Genomic DNA, 13,846 nt, shown 5'->3' on the forward strand with positions numbered 1-13,846 from the left:
ACGGATCACCGCGGTGCGCGGTGTGGGTCAGGGCAGGCGCCCGACGTCGACGACGTTGCGCAGCGGCCGCCGCGCGAGCCATCGGTCCAGGTTGTCGAGGAAGATCGCCGTCCCGCGGTCTGCGGTCGACGGCGTCGTCGCCCCGTTGTGCGGGGTGACGATCGTGTTCGGGAGGTCCCACAGGGGTGAGTCGTCGGGCAGCGGTTCCGTGGCGTGGGCGTCCAGGCCCGCCCCGGCGACGACGCCCTCGCGGACGGCGGTGACCAGGTCGGGCTCGCGCACGATCCCACCACGGGAGACCACGACGAGGTGGCCGTCCGGGCCGAGCGCGCGCAGCGTCCGCAGGCCGATCGCCCCGGCCGTCTGGTCGGTGAGCGGGGCCGCGACGACCAGGAAGTCGCTGGCCGCGGCCAGCTCGTCCACGGCGTCGGGCGAGAGCATCCGGTCCACGAGGTCGTCAGGTGCGGCGGCCCTGCGGCGGAGCCCCACGACCCCCATGCCGAACGCCCGCGCCCGGACCGCGAGCTCGTGGCCCACGTTGCCGTACCCGTAGATGCCGACGGTGCGGCCGTTCAGCTCGTCGTGCGTGAACCGCTCCCAGCGGTGGGCACGCTGCGCGTCGCCCCAGCGGGTGGCCTGGCGGCTCAGCATCAGCATCAGCATGAGGGCCTGCTCGGCCAGCGGGATCGCGCCGTTGCCCGCCGACGACGTCACGGTCACGGCGTCCGGACCCGTCGCGCGACGGCGCAGCGCCTGGCCCACGTCGGACTCGACACCGGCCGCCCAGGAGTGCACCCACGCCAGGCGCGGCATGGCGGCCACCTCTGCGTCGGTGAGCCGGCCGGCCGCCAGGGTCGCCGTACGCAGCGCGTCGGCGTCGTCGGCGGGCACGACCGTCACGTCGGGGTGGGCGGCCCGCACCCGCTGCGCCACCCGCTCACCCTGGCCGCCCCGGACCACCAGCACCTCAGGCACGAGGACCCCCTTCGTCGTCGACCTCGTCCTCGATGACGACCACCTCGAGCTCGGCCACCGTAGCGATCCGGACGAGCAGGTCGTCGCCGTCGTCCACGACGTCCGCGGCGCCCGCGAGGGCCCTGGCGCCGTGCCCGGCGAGGCCCGCGGCGCGCAGCACGACGTGGTGCACCGGTACCACCGGCCCGTACCCGTTGCCGCGCTGGCCGGAGTGGTTGAGCAGGTGCACGACCAGCCCGGCCGAGGACCGTCCGACGACCAGCTCGAGCTGCTCCGGACCCGCCAGCGTGACGGGCAGCCGGCCACCGGGCCGGTGCAGGAGGCGCTCGACGACGAGGTCCACCGCCACGTCACGGAGCCGGGTGAGCCGGGTGTCGTGATAGGCGGTGCCGACGGTCCAGGGCAGCTGGACCACGGTGCCCGCGCCGTGCGGGCGCAGACCGCAGACCGGCTCGCTGCCCGGCACGTGGCCGTACGCCTTCTCGGGCGGGCCGTACGGGGCGCGCTCGACCAGGACGTGCCGCGCCGCGGCGTCGGACCGCCAGGCGAGCCGGTGGTGCCTGCCGTGGCGGGGCACGAGGAGAGATCCCTCGACGTCCGGCCCACCCTCGAGCTGTACGTAGCTCGACTTCATCGCCTCCCGGTCGGTGTCGACGCCGGTCACCCGCAGCCCGGGGAACCAGTCGACGACGGAGCCGTCGGGGCGGATCCCGCTGCGGCCGGTCGCGACGAGCGCCCCACCGGCCCGGACGAACCGGTCGAGCGCCGCGACGGCGCCAGTGGTCAGGGTGGGCACGTCCGGCAGCACCAGCACGCGGAGCGGCCCGCCCGGCCGGTCGGCGTCGAGGGCCGTCTCGAGCGCGCCGACGGGCACCACGTCGAAGGGCACGTGCCGCTCGACCAGGCCGGTCAGCAGGCCACGGTGCTCGGCGGTACCCGTGCCGAAGCGGCCGTCGTCGTCGAGCGGGTCGGGGCGGACGAGGCCCACCTCCGCCGCGGGCACCAGGCCGGTGTACTCGCGCCGGTGGTCGCGGTGGAACCGCGTCACGGCGGCGGCCGCCGACAGCCCGGCGTATGCGATCCCGTCCGTCGGACCCATGATGTAGGTGGACGGGTTGGCACCGCGGGAGACCGCCTGGGCGAGGTACTGGCCGAGCATCTCGGGCTGCTCGTCGGCCAGCCGGTAGGGCATGTCCCAGAACGCGACGGCGTTGACCATGACCGGCTTGCCCGGCCTCGCCGAGCGCAGCGCGCTGACCGCCTCGCCCGTCCCGTACGGCCACAGCGGGCGCCCCACGGCGTTGTTGGCCTCGTGGAACAGCACGTCGGCCGCGGTGCCGAGGATGAGGCCCGCGTCGGGCCGGCGCGCCGCGATGTGGGCCCGTACCCGGGCGGTGAGCGTCTCGATCGTCGCGGCCGTGTAGCCGCGCCACTCGCGGTAGCCGTCGTCGCCGGCACGGTCGGGCAGGCGGTTCAGGCCGGTGTGCGCCCGGAAGCCCTCCTGGCAGGCGGCGCAGTGGCAGACGCCGTGCACCCGGCCGGCGTAGTCGGTCTCGTTGAAGCCGAACCAGTTGAAGAAGAACCCGTCCACCTCGTAGCGGTCGAGCACCTCGTCGAGGACGTCGAAGATGCGCCGTTGGTAGTACTCGGCGCTGGGGCAGACACTGACCAGGCCCTCGAACTCCTGGCGCTCCCCCGACGGGGACACGAAGAGCCACTGCGGGTGCGCGTCGGCGATGGCGGGCGCGACCTTCGAGAAGTCCATCCGGGCCAGCAGCCGGACCCCCCGGCGTCGGGCCGCGGCGAGGGCGTCGCCGACGAGGTCGCCGCCCGGGCGTCCCGCGAGGTGCGGGTTGGGCGTCTGGAAGCCGAGCCGGGTCGGGTAGTGCGACAGGATGCCGCCCACGTTGAGCAGCCAGACGTTCGCGCCGTGCTCCTGGACGGCGTCCAGCGTGCGCTCGACGTCGAGGCCCGCGTCGATCTCGCGGAGGTTGGTCTGGAACACCTGGAACGGCTCGTCCCACCAGCCGGGCCGAGCGCCGTCGGGGTCGACGGTCCGCGCACCGGCGGGCTCGGTGGTGGCGCTCATCGCTGCCCCGTCCCGTGCTGTGCGGTCCGCTGTCCGGGCGTGCCGGAGCCGTTGAGCTCTCGGGCGAGGGTGACCAGCGCGGAGTGGTCGAGGCCGCCGTCGCCACGCTGCACGAGCGCCTGGACCAGGCGGCCGACCATGGCGGTGACGGGGAGCACCGCACCGCGGGCGCGGGCGGCGCCCTCGACGATGCCGAGGTCCTTGTGGTGCAGCTCCAGCCGGAAGCCGGGGCCGAAGTCGCCGGCGAGCACGCTGTCGGCCTTGCGGTCGATCACGGTGCTGCCGCCGAGGCCGCGCGCGATGACGGAGAGCCCGGTGGCGACGTCGGCGTCGTGGGCCTCGAGAAAGACCACCGCCTCGGCGAGCGCCTGCAGGTGGGTGGCGACCACGAGCTGGTTGGCGGCCTTGACGACCTGGCCGCTGCCCGCGTCTCCCACGCGGACGACGGTGGTGCCCATCGCCCGGAGCAGGTCCTGCCGGCGTTCGACGGCGTCGGCCGGTCCGCCGACCATGATCGACAGCGTGCCCTCGCGTGCCCCAGCCTCACCGCCGGAGACAGGCGCGTCGAGCGCGTCGTGGCCGGCCGCGGCGAACCGTTCGGCGATCTCGCGTGCGGCGCCCGGTTCGATGGTGCTCATGTCGATGTAGGCGGCGTTCGGGGCGAGGTGCTCGAGCACGCCGCCCGGCCCGAGGGCGACCGCCCGGACGTCGGGGGTGTCGGGGAGCATGGTGATCACGACGTCGGCGCCCCTGACTGCTTCCGCGAGGCCCTCGACGACGGGGACCCCCAGCTCGGCCGCGCTCGCGCGGCCCGCGGCCCCGCGGCTGAACGCCCGCACCTCATGACCGGAACGGACGAGGTTCGCGGCCATCGGCCGCCCCATCACGCCGAGCCCGACAAAGCCCACGACTGCCATACGACCGAACTCCCTCGTTCGATGATCTATCGATTGATCACTGCCATACCGCCAGCCAATTTTCGCTGGCTTCACGGATGGTATTTCGATATACCTGTCGTGGTCAATGCCGACGATCGGAGAGTTACATGCCCAGGTTCAGCGCCAACGTGTCCCTGCTGTTCAGCGAGGTGCCGCTGCTCGAGCGGTTCGCCGAGGCCCGCGCCGCCGGGTTCGAGGCGGTCGAGTGCTGGTGGCCGTTCGCCACCCCCGCCCCGGACGCCGCCCAGGTCGACGCCTTCGTCGCGGCGCTCGACGCCGCGGAGGTGCGCCTCACCGGCCTCAACCTCTTCGCCGGGGACATGCCGGCCGGCGAGCGCGGCATCGTGTCGCACCCGGGTCGCACCCAGGAGTTCCAGGAGAACCTGGCGGTCGTGCGCACCATCGTCGAGGCGACCGGCTGCGACCGCGTCAACGCGCTGTACGGGCACCGCCTGCCCGGCGTCCCCGCCGCCGAGCAGGACGAGGTGGCGACGCGGAACCTGCGGCGTGCCGCCGGCACGCTCGCCGAGGCGGGTGCCACGGTCCTGGTCGAACCCCTCACCCGCGGCGAGAACGGTGACTACCCGGTGCACACGCTCGACGAGGCGCTGGCGGTGGTCGCCCGGGTGGGTGATGGCGCAGCGGTGCTCTTCGACGCCTACCACCTGCACAACAACGGGTCCGACGTCGTGGCCGACGTCGCGCGCCACATCGCCGACGTGGGCCACGTCCAGGTGGCCGACTCCCCGGGGCGCGGCGAGCCGGGCAGCGGGACCATCGACTTCCCCGCGTTCTTCCACGCCCTGGACGCGGCGGGCTACGAGGGCTGGGTCGGCTGCGAGTACCGCCCGACGACCCGCACCGAAAACACCCTCACCTGGCTTCCTTAACCCACCCGCCCGGCCCGCCCCGCCCCGCCCGGCCCGTTGAGTGCTGGCCATCTGCCCTCTCGAACCGTTCCGAGGGGGCAGAAAGCCAGCACTCAGCGGGGCGGGGCGGTGGGGTGGGCCGCCTCGGCCTTGCGGGTCAGGACACTGCGCTCCGCCGCGTTGCCGCACAGCTCCGCCGCGCGGAGGTACTCGCCCCGCGCCTCCGCCGTGCGGCCGAGCCGTGCCAGCAGCTCGCCGCGCACGCCCGGCAGCAGGTGCGACCCCGCCAGCACGCCCTGCTCGACGAGGCCGTCCACGATGCGCAGGCCGACCTCGGGTCCGCGCGCCATCGCGACCGCCACCGCCCGGTTCAGGTCCACGACGGGCGAGGGGGCGATCCGGCCGAGCGCCTCGTAGAGCACGGTGATCCGCTCCCAGTCGGTCTGCGGCACGGAGCGCGCCACCGCGTGGCACTCCGCGATCGCCGCCTGCAGGGCGTAGGCGCCCATGCCTGCCGGGCCGGCCGCCCGGCGCAACGCCGCCCTGCCGCGGACGATCGCGGACCGGTCCCAGCGGCGCCGGTCCTGGTCCTCCAGGAGGACGGGCTCGCCCGACGGCCCCACCCGGGCCGGGAACCGTGCGGCGGTGAGCTCCAGCAGCGCGAGCAGGCCGTACGTCTCGGGGTCGGGCGAGAGCCGGGCGAGAACGCGCGTCAGTCGCACGGCCTCACGGGCCAGGTCGTGCCGGATCCAGTCGTCGCCCGACGTCGCCGACGAGCCTGAGGTGAAGATCACGTACAGCACGCCGCGCACCGACGAGAGCCGGTCGGCCCGGTCCGCGCCGTCGGGCACCTCGAAGGGGACCCGCGACGCCGCCAACGTCTTCTTCGCGCGCGTGATGCGCGCCTGCACCGTCGCGACGGGGTTGAGGAACGCGCGGGCGATCTCGTCGCTCGTCAGCCCGCCCACGACGCGCAGCGTCAGCGCGATCCGTGCCTCCCTGGACAGCACGGGGTGGCAGGCGACGAACATGAGGGCGAGCACGTCGTCGTCGATCCGGTCGGGATCGAACATTCCGGGGTCAGGACCTGGCTCACCTGCAACGATGCCCGTCCCGACGGCCGAGCCGCTGCCGATGCCCGACGTCGCCTCCCCCTCGGCCAGGCCGTGCCCGAGCGCCGCGTACCGCTCGTCGCGCCCGGCCCGACGCCGGTAGGCGTCGATCGCCCGGCGGCGCGCCGTCGCGATGAGCCAGGCCGCCGGGTCCCGCGGCGTGCCGTCGCGTGGCCAGGAGACGAGCGCCGCGGCGAGCGCCTCCTGGGCCACGTCCTCGGCGAGCTCGAAGTCGCGGGTGTAGCGGACGAGCGCGCCCACGATGCGGGCGGACTCGATCCGCCAGACCGCCTCGACGGCGCGCCGGGCGCCGTCCTGCCCGGTCAGAGCTGACCGGTCGACTCGCGCCACGCGCGCTCCTTCTGGATCCACTCGTTGTCCTGCGGAAAGTCGTCGATCTGGCTGACCTTGCGGATCTCCGCCTTGCTGCCCGGGCCGGCGAGCGGCGCCCGCTTGGCCCACTCGACGGCTTCCTCCTTGGAGGCGACGTCGAGGATCCAGAAGCCGTTGAACAGCTCCTTGGTCTCGCCGTACGGGCCGTCCGTCACGACGGGTGTCTCGGACGAGTAGTCGACGACCACGGTGTCGGCGGCGTCCTCGAGCCCTTCGGCCGCGACGAGCACGCCAGCCTGGATCATCTCGTAGTTGAACTTGCCCATCTCGTTCATGATCGTCTCGAAGTCGACGTCCGCGAACGCGGCCCATGTCTCGTCCGTCGAGCGCATGATCAGCATGTACTTGGCCATGGTTCCTGCTCCTGTGGTCGGCGGCCCCTCTGATGGGACCTTCTCACTCACAGGTCGAACGGGAAACCGGGCGATCGACACGGTCCGAGAACTTGTTCGCCGAACATCTTCGCGTGGGTCTGCCGAGGGCTGTGCACAGGGCTTGTGCAAGCCCTGTGCAGGGCACGGCAACGGGTTCTGCGCGTCACACACGTACGGCTTGCCACGTGCGCTGAACGTGCGGAACCCTTGAGTCCCATGACGCTCGAATCGATTGAGCCAGTGGGGGCCGACGCCGCTCCCACGGCACCCGACACGCCCCCTCGGCGCCGCCAGACCCCGAAGTCCACGCACCGGGGTCCGGTCAAGGGGCACACGTCGAGCGACGGCGCCTCCCCGCGCGCGTGGGACGGCCGCAGCAAGTTTCCGCACATCGGGGAGTACGGGTTCCTCTCGGACTGTGAGACCAACGCGCTGATCGCGCCGTCGGGCAGCGTCGAGTGGATGTGCGTTCCCCGACCCGACTCGCCCAGCATCTTCGCCAAGATCCTCGACCGGGGAGCCGGCTACTTCCGCGTCGGGCCGCACGGCGTGCGGGTGCCCGTCGCCCGCCGCTACCTGCCCGGCACCCTCATCCTCGAGACCACGTGGCAGACGCCGACCGGCTGGCTCGTCGTGCGGGACGCCATGCTGATGGGCCCGTGGCACGACCTCGAGTCGCGCTCCGGCACGCACCGCCGCACCCCCACCGACGACGACGCCGAGCACATCCTGATGCGCACCATCAAGTGCGTCTCGGGCACGGTGGACCTCGAGGTCGTGTGCGAGCCGCGCCCGGACTACGCCCGGTCCGAGGTGGACTGGGAGTACGAGAACAGCGGGTACTCGTCGGTGGTGGCCCACATCGGCGACTCCAACCCGGACCTGCACCTGCGCTCCAGCCTGCGGTTCGGGCTGGACGGCAAGCGGGCCACCGCCCGCACCCGCATGACGGAGGGCGCCACCCACTTCGTCGCCATGTCGTGGGGCTCGCAGAGCGCCCCGACGACGTACGCGGGCGCACTCGACGCGATGTGGCGCACGGAGCGGTTCTGGCGCGACTGGATCACCCAGGGCGAGTTCCCCGACCACCCGTGGCGCGCCTACCTGCAGCGGTCGGCGCTCACCCTGAAGGGCCTGACCTACTCCCCCACGGGCGCCCTGATCGCCGCCGCGACCACCTCGCTGCCCGAGACCCCGGGCGGCGAGCGCAACTGGGACTACCGGTACGCGTGGATCCGCGACTCGACCTTCGCCCTCTGGGGCCTGTACACGCTGGGGCTCGAACGCGAGGCGAACGACTTCTTCGCGTTCATCCAGGACGTCTGTCGTGACAACCGGCAGCTGCAGATCATGTACGGCGTGGGCGGCGAGGAGACCCTCGAGGAGTTCGAGCTGCCCCACCTCTCCGGCTACGAGGGCGCGCAGCCCGTCCGGATCGGCAACGCGGCCTACGACCAGCGGCAGCACGACGTGTGGGGCGCGGTGCTCGACTCGGTGTGGCTGCACGCCAAGTCGCGCGAACAGCTCCCGGAGTCGCTGTGGCCCATCCTGAAGCGGCAGGTCGAGGAGGCCGCCAAGCACTGGCACCTGCCGGACCGGGGCATCTGGGAGGTGCGCGGTGAACCGCAGCACTTCACGAGCTCCAAGCTCATGTGCTGGGTGGCGATGGACCGCGGCGCCAAGCTCGCCCGGCTGTACGACGAGCACGACTACGCGAGCGCCTGGCAGAAGATCGCCGACGAGATCTCCGACGACATCTGCACCAACGGTGTGGACGAGCGCGGTGTGTTCACACAGCGCTACGGCGACCCCGCGCTGGACGCGTCCCTGCTTCTGGTCCCGCTGCTGCGGTTCCTGCCGCCCGACGACGAGCGGGTCCGTGCCACGGTGCTCGCCATCGCGGACGAGCTGACCGAGGACGGCCTGGTGCTTCGCTACCGGGTCGAGGAGACCGACGACGGCCTGCAGGGCGAGGAGGGCACCTTCACGATCTGCTCGTTCTGGCTCGTGTCGGCACTGGTCGAGATCGGCGAGGTGGACCGGGCCAAGTCGCTGTGCGAGCGGCTGCTCGGCTACGCGTCCTCCCTGAACCTCTATGCCGAGGAGATCGAGCCGGGCACGGGGCGGCACCTCGGGAACTTCCCGCAGGCGTTCACGCACCTCGCGCTGATCAACGCCGTGATGCACGTGATCAAGGCGGAGACCGGCGAGTCGGAGAAGGGCTACTTCGGAGTCTCCCGCCCGGTCTGAGCCGCTCAGAACTGTCAGAACTGCGCGCAGTGTCAGACGCTCAGGTCACTCGGGTGACCTGAGCGTCTGACACCTGCGCGAGGTTCTGACAGACTCTTGCGCTCTTTGGCTAACAGGCGTAGCTTTCTGGCTATGACGAACACCCGGAGCGGTTCGCTCACCTTCTTGCCCCGGCCCGAGGGCCGCATCGCCTACACCGACACCGGTTCGGGCCCCCTCGTCGTCGCCGTCCCCGGTATGGGCGACCTCCGGTCCACGTACGACGACGTGGTCCCCGCCCTCGCCGACGCCGGATACCGCGTCGTGGTCACCGACCTGCGTGCGCACGGGGACTCGGACACGACCTTCCGCACGCACGGCGACGACGTGACCGGCGCGGACCTCCTCGCGCTCCTCGAGCACCTCGACGCGGGCCCCGCCGTGCTGCTCGGCAACTCGATGGGTGCCTCCGCCGCGACCTGGGCCGCCGCGGAGCGACCCGGCCTCGTCCGCGGCCTGGTCCTGCTCAGCCCCTACCTGCGCCAGCCGGGATCACCGGCCCTCCGGAACGTGATGGGGGTCGTCTACCGGCTGCTGCTGGCCCGGCCCTGGGGAGCCGCGTTCTGGGGTTCCTACTACTCGATGATCTCCAAGGGGCGCCGCTCGCCCCGGCACGCCGAGCACGTCGCCGCCGTGCGCGACAAGCTGAGCGAGCCGGGCAGGCTGCGCTCGTTCCGCGACCTCGCGGTGGCACTCGACCACTCCGTGGTCGAGGCCCGGCTGTCCGAGGTCCGGGCCCCTGCCCTCGCCGTCGTCGGCGCTCTCGACCCCGACTTCTCCGACCCTGCCGCGGAGCTGGCCTGGATCACGGGCACGATCGACGCCCGCGGAGTGCTGGTGCCCGAGGTGGGCCACTACCCCCAGCACCAGGCGCCCGCCGTCGTCGTGGCGGCCGTGCTCGAGTTCCTCGCGGAGCTCCCTGGCGCCCCCGCCGCTCCGGCTGCTCCGGCTGCTCCGGCCGAGGACGGCGGCCGACGTGCCTAGGGCCGGGCTGTCACCCGACGCGGTGGTCCGCCTCGCCCTCGAGGTGGTCGACGCGGGCGGCCCGAGCGGGTTCGACGACCTCACGCTCGCCAAGGTCGCCGCGAAGGCCGGCGTCGCGGCCCCCAGCCTCTACAAGCACGTGGGTTCGCTGGCCGACCTGCGCCGCGAGGTCTCCGTGGTCGCCGTCCGTGAGCTGACCGCCGCGGGTACCTCGGCGACCGTGGGCAGGGCGGGGGCCGACGCGCTCCACGCGCTGGCCGACGCCTGGCGCCGTTACGCCCACGCGCACCCGGGCCGGTACGCGGCCACGCAGATCGGCGCCGACCCCGACGACCCCGCCGCCGCACCGCACCGGGAGGCAGGTGAGGAGAGCGTCCGGACGGTCGTCTCGGTCCTGCACGGCTTCGGTCTGCCGGAGCAGCGCGTCATCGACGCCGTCCGCGCGGTCCGCGCCGGCGTGCACGGCTTCGTCACCCTGGAGCTCGGCGCCGGGTTCCGCATGCGGGAGGACGTCGACCAGAGCTTCGGCGTGCTGCTCGACATGCTCGTCGCGGGGGTCGCCGCGCTCGCCACGGCCGAGAATGTCCAGGACACATAGATCCACGCACGACGACGGCCCGGTCACCTTCCGAGAGAAGGTGCCGGGCCGTCGTCGGTACGGCGAGCGGGTCGTGCTCGGACCGGTCAGTCGCCGCTGAAGAGGCTCTGCACGATCGTCAGCAGCCGCAGCAGCTCGATGTACAGCCAGATCAGCGTCACCAGCAGGCCAAAGGCCGCCGCCCACGCCATCTTGGCGGGGGCCCCACCCTCGACACCACGCTTGATGGAGTCGAAGTCGAGGATCAGCATCATGGCGGCCAGGCCAACGGCCACGATGCCGACGACGACGCCGAGCCAGCCGGACCGCATGCCCCAGCCGTCCAGCACGCCGAACATCACGAGGCCGAAGTTGACCAGCGAGAACACCGCGTAGCCGGCGACCGCGATCAGCAGCCAGCGCGTGAACTTGGGCGTGACGCGCACCCGGCCGCTCTTGAAGAGGAACAGCGCGGCCGCGAAGGTGGCGATGGTGCCGAGCACTGCCTGCACCACGACGCCTGGCGCGATGGTCTCCATGAGCAGCGAGATGCCGCCCACAAATGCGCCCTCGAAGATCGTGTAGGCCACGATCAGCGCCGGGCTCGGGTTCTTCTTGAAGCTGTTCACGAGGCCCAGGACGAGACCACCGATCGCCCCGACGATCATCACGAGGGTGATCATCGGCGCCGGCACCAGCGTCCAGGTCGCCGCGGCCACCACGACCAGGAGAGCGAGCAGCCCACCGGTCTTGATGATCACGTCGTCATAGGTCATTCGCCGCGTGTCCGCCGTGGTGGCGGACGGCGACTGGTACATCGCGTCAAGCTCGGACGCATCCATCGGCTGCTGGCCTGCTGCGCCGTACTGACCGTACTGGCCAGGCTGCGGAGCTGTGCCATATGCGGGAGTCTGGTTGGGGTAGGTGGCGGTGCCGCCACGGCGTGCACCGGCCGCACCGGTGCGACGGGGCTCACCGAAGACGTCGCTTCTCGAAAAGACGGGGTTGCTCATCTGCTCCTCCTGGTCTGTCTGACCATCCTAGGGAACGCTGGGGACCTCTCAGGAGTTCCCGGGTCATACCTTCGGATGAACTGCGTCCGTCCAAGGGATGATCCCGGCCGGTAATGCGTGCGGCGGGGGCCATCCGGTCCCTAGTCTCTGAATGACCAGTCGTGTGAAGAACGCCAGTGACCGCATAAGCCATCCCGCGTGCCAGATGGAAGGGCAAGCAATGATCGAGGCCAGAGGCCTGACGAAGAGGTACGGCGCGAAGACCGCCGTGGACGGCGTCACGTTTACCGTGCAGCCGGGCCAGGTGACGGGCTTCCTGGGCCCGAACGGCGCCGGCAAGTCGACCACCATGCGGATGATCGTCGGTCTGGACCGGCCCACCGCCGGGTCCGTCACCGTGAACGGCGCGCCGTACGCGACGCACCGCCGTCCGCTCGCGGAGGTGGGTGCGCTGCTCGACGCGAAGGCGGTGCACACCGGCCGCACCGCGCGCAACCACCTGCTCGCCATGGCCGCGACGCACGGCATCCCGACCAAGCGCGTCGACGAGGTGATCGAGCTCACAGGTCTGCGGCCTGTCGCCAGCAAGCGCGTGGGCGGATTCTCGCTGGGCATGGGGCAGCGCCTCGGCATCGCGGCGGCCCTGCTGGGCGACCCACGCACGCTCATCCTCGACGAGCCCGTCAACGGGCTCGACCCGGAGGGTGTGCTCTGGGTCCGCAACATCGCGAAGTTCCTCGCGTCCGAGGGCCGCACCGTCTTCCTGTCCAGCCACCTGATGAGCGAGGTCGCCCTGACGGCCGACCACGTGATCGTCATCGGCAAGGGCCGCATCCTCGCGGACGCCCCGGTCTCGGAGATCGTCGACGGCGCCGAGCGCAAGCTCGTGCGGGTCCGGTCGCCGCAGGCCACGGAGCTCGCCGAGCTCCTCAAGGGCCAGAACGCCCAGGTGGACGACGTCGAGCCGGGGCTGCTGGAGGTCCGCGGCAGCAACGCGGCCGCCGTCGGCGAGCTGGCGGCATCCTCGAAGATCGTGCTGCACGAGCTCACGCCCGTCGCCTCCACGCTCGAGGAGGCGTACATGTCGCTGACCGCCGATTCGGTCGAGTACCAGTCCGAGGACATCGCGGGCCACACGGGCACGCGGTCCGATCTTGAGGGGAGCAAGGCATGAGCGCGACGGTCACGGCTCCGGCGGGCGGACCGACGTCGGGCACGACGGCGGGGCAGACGCCGGTGCAGAACGTCACCTTCCTGCGGGTGCTGCGCTCGGAGTGGATCAAGCTGTGGACACTGCGCTCGACGTGGTGGACCCTCGGCTCGACCGTCGTGGTGATGGTCGGCTTCGCCCTGATGATGGCGCTGATCGTCCAGCTCGTCGGCAACGAGATGGAAGGCGCGTCGCCCGAGGACCAGGCGGCGGCGGGCGGGATGCTCGGCGGGACCATGGTCGTGAGCGCCGGCTTCGAGATGGCGGCCCTCGTGGTCGCGGTGCTCGGCGCGCTCATGATCACCGGTGAGTACTCCACCGGGATGATCCGGTCGACGTTCGCGGCGGTTCCCGGGCGCCTCTCGGCGTTCTTCGGCAAGGCAGTGGTGCTCGCGCTCGTGACGGCGGTCCTCATCGCCGTGTCGCTCGCGCTGAGCTGGCTCGTCACCTACCCGATCCTGAACGCGAACGACGCCACGGTGGACTTCGGCGACGGCGACCAGGTGCGGTCGCTGTTCGGCACGGTGCTGTACGTGACGCTCGTGGCGCTGTTCGCGCTGGGGCTCGGCGCCCTGCTGCGGCACACGGCGGGCGCGATCTTCACCGTGGTGGCGATCTTCCTCGTGATCCCGACGATCGTTCAGATCGCCACGTTCGCCGCCGCCCAGCTGGAGTGGGTGGGCACGGTGAACAAGCTCCTGCCGAGCGTGGCCGGAACGCAGATCACCCCGAACGCCGGCGCGTTCGCCGACGTGCTCGAGCCCTGGGTCGGGATCAGCGTGCTGGCCGGCTACACGGTGCTGGTCCTGGTCGGCGCGGCGACGCGGCTCAAGACCCAGGACGCGTAAGGAGCCTGGCCGTGCGGCCGCCCTGGCTCTGAGCACTGCTCGCTGAGTGGGGGCAGCCGAGGGCAGGTTGCCGAAGGCAGTCACGCGAAGTCGGTCGGTTGCTCAAGATCGGTTCATCACCGGACCGGTCTCGAGGCAGCCGACCGACTTCGTTGACGTCCGGCATCAGACGACC

At 72.1% G+C, this 13,846-nt stretch carries 12 protein-coding genes; 6 read left to right on the forward strand and 6 right to left on the reverse strand.

Annotated elements, in window-relative coordinates:
- Positions 1-27: 27 nt before the first annotated feature.
- From ACYVK7_RS02835 to ACYVK7_RS02845, 3 genes are read right to left on the reverse strand one after another with little or no spacing between them, the layout of a single operon-like run.
- Positions 28-975, reverse strand: a complete 948-nt coding sequence (locus ACYVK7_RS02835; RefSeq protein WP_460886158.1) for a D-2-hydroxyacid dehydrogenase — start codon at positions 973-975, stop codon at positions 28-30.
- Entirely contained in the window at positions 968-3,064 is a 2,097-nt protein-coding gene (locus ACYVK7_RS02840; RefSeq protein WP_460886159.1) for an alpha-amylase family protein, read from the reverse strand. Before ACYVK7_RS02840 ends, ACYVK7_RS02835 begins: the two co-directional genes overlap by 8 nt.
- A complete protein-coding gene (locus ACYVK7_RS02845; RefSeq protein ID WP_460886160.1) occupies positions 3,061-3,981 on the reverse strand; it encodes an NAD(P)-dependent oxidoreductase in 921 nt (306 codons plus the stop codon). The genes ACYVK7_RS02840 and ACYVK7_RS02845 overlap by 4 nt, the downstream gene beginning before the upstream one ends.
- A gap of 128 nt (positions 3,982-4,109) precedes the next feature.
- On the opposite strand from ACYVK7_RS02845, the gene ACYVK7_RS02850 reads away from it, so the two are divergent.
- Entirely contained in the window at positions 4,110-4,892 is a 783-nt protein-coding gene (locus ACYVK7_RS02850) for a hydroxypyruvate isomerase family protein (protein WP_460886161.1), read from the forward strand.
- Between the two features lie 92 nt (positions 4,893-4,984).
- On the opposite strand, the gene ACYVK7_RS02855 is transcribed toward ACYVK7_RS02850, so the two are convergent.
- Together ACYVK7_RS02855 and ACYVK7_RS02860 are read right to left on the reverse strand one after the other, a co-directional pair.
- Complete coding sequence (locus tag ACYVK7_RS02855) at positions 4,985-6,334, reverse strand: RNA polymerase sigma factor (protein ID WP_460886162.1); 1,350 nt, start codon at positions 6,332-6,334, stop codon at positions 4,985-4,987.
- Complete coding sequence (locus ACYVK7_RS02860; protein WP_357475439.1) at positions 6,307-6,729, reverse strand: YciI family protein; 423 nt, start codon at positions 6,727-6,729, stop codon at positions 6,307-6,309. Before ACYVK7_RS02860 ends, ACYVK7_RS02855 begins: the two co-directional genes overlap by 28 nt.
- 237 nt (positions 6,730-6,966) lie before the next feature.
- Between ACYVK7_RS02860 and ACYVK7_RS02865 the strand changes: the two genes are divergently transcribed.
- The 3 genes from ACYVK7_RS02865 to ACYVK7_RS02875 all read left to right on the forward strand — a co-directional run bounded on the left by ACYVK7_RS02865 (position 6,967) and on the right by ACYVK7_RS02875 (position 10,621).
- Positions 6,967-9,000: a glycoside hydrolase family 15 protein gene (locus tag ACYVK7_RS02865; protein ID WP_460886163.1), complete on the forward strand. Its 2,034-nt coding sequence runs from the start codon at positions 6,967-6,969 to the stop codon at positions 8,998-9,000.
- A gap of 132 nt (positions 9,001-9,132) precedes the next feature.
- On the forward strand, positions 9,133-10,023 hold the full coding sequence (locus tag ACYVK7_RS02870) for an alpha/beta fold hydrolase (RefSeq protein ID WP_460886164.1): 891 nt from the start codon (positions 9,133-9,135) through the stop codon (positions 10,021-10,023).
- Positions 10,016-10,621, forward strand: a complete 606-nt coding sequence (locus ACYVK7_RS02875) for a TetR-like C-terminal domain-containing protein (protein ID WP_460886165.1) — start codon at positions 10,016-10,018, stop codon at positions 10,619-10,621. Before ACYVK7_RS02870 ends, ACYVK7_RS02875 begins: the two co-directional genes overlap by 8 nt.
- Positions 10,622-10,707: 86 nt before the next feature.
- Here ACYVK7_RS02875 and ACYVK7_RS02880 read toward each other — a convergent pair whose 3' ends face one another.
- On the reverse strand, positions 10,708-11,613 hold the full coding sequence (locus tag ACYVK7_RS02880) for a Bax inhibitor-1/YccA family protein (RefSeq protein ID WP_460886166.1): 906 nt from the start codon (positions 11,611-11,613) through the stop codon (positions 10,708-10,710).
- Between the two features lie 220 nt (positions 11,614-11,833).
- Between ACYVK7_RS02880 and ACYVK7_RS02885 the strand changes: the two genes are divergently transcribed.
- Entirely contained in the window at positions 11,834-12,787 is a 954-nt protein-coding gene (locus ACYVK7_RS02885) for an ABC transporter ATP-binding protein (RefSeq protein ID WP_460886167.1), read from the forward strand.
- A complete protein-coding gene (locus ACYVK7_RS02890) occupies positions 12,784-13,671 on the forward strand; it encodes an ABC transporter permease (protein ID WP_460886168.1) in 888 nt (295 codons plus the stop codon). The genes ACYVK7_RS02885 and ACYVK7_RS02890 overlap by 4 nt, the downstream gene beginning before the upstream one ends.
- The last annotated feature ends 175 nt before the right edge of the window (positions 13,672-13,846 follow it).

It is taken from the genome of Promicromonospora xylanilytica (assembly GCF_054782895.1).

Coding starts and splice junctions, on each gene's coding strand:
- ACYVK7_RS02840 (WP_460886159.1), bottom strand. CDS start 3,064: ATGAGCGCCACCACCGAGCCCGCCGGTGCGCGGACCGTCGACCCCGAC.
- ACYVK7_RS02845 (WP_460886160.1), bottom strand. CDS start 3,981: ATGGCAGTCGTGGGCTTTGTCGGGCTCGGCGTGATGGGGCGGCCGATG.
- ACYVK7_RS02850 (WP_460886161.1), top strand. CDS start 4,110: ATGCCCAGGTTCAGCGCCAACGTGTCCCTGCTGTTCAGCGAGGTGCCG.
- ACYVK7_RS02860 (WP_357475439.1), bottom strand. CDS start 6,729: ATGGCCAAGTACATGCTGATCATGCGCTCGACGGACGAGACATGGGCC.
- ACYVK7_RS02865 (WP_460886163.1), top strand. CDS start 6,967: ATGACGCTCGAATCGATTGAGCCAGTGGGGGCCGACGCCGCTCCCACG.
- ACYVK7_RS02870 (WP_460886164.1), top strand. CDS start 9,133: ATGACGAACACCCGGAGCGGTTCGCTCACCTTCTTGCCCCGGCCCGAG.
- ACYVK7_RS02880 (WP_460886166.1), bottom strand. CDS start 11,613: ATGAGCAACCCCGTCTTTTCGAGAAGCGACGTCTTCGGTGAGCCCCGT.
- ACYVK7_RS02885 (WP_460886167.1), top strand. CDS start 11,834: ATGATCGAGGCCAGAGGCCTGACGAAGAGGTACGGCGCGAAGACCGCC.
- ACYVK7_RS02890 (WP_460886168.1), top strand. CDS start 12,784: ATGAGCGCGACGGTCACGGCTCCGGCGGGCGGACCGACGTCGGGCACG.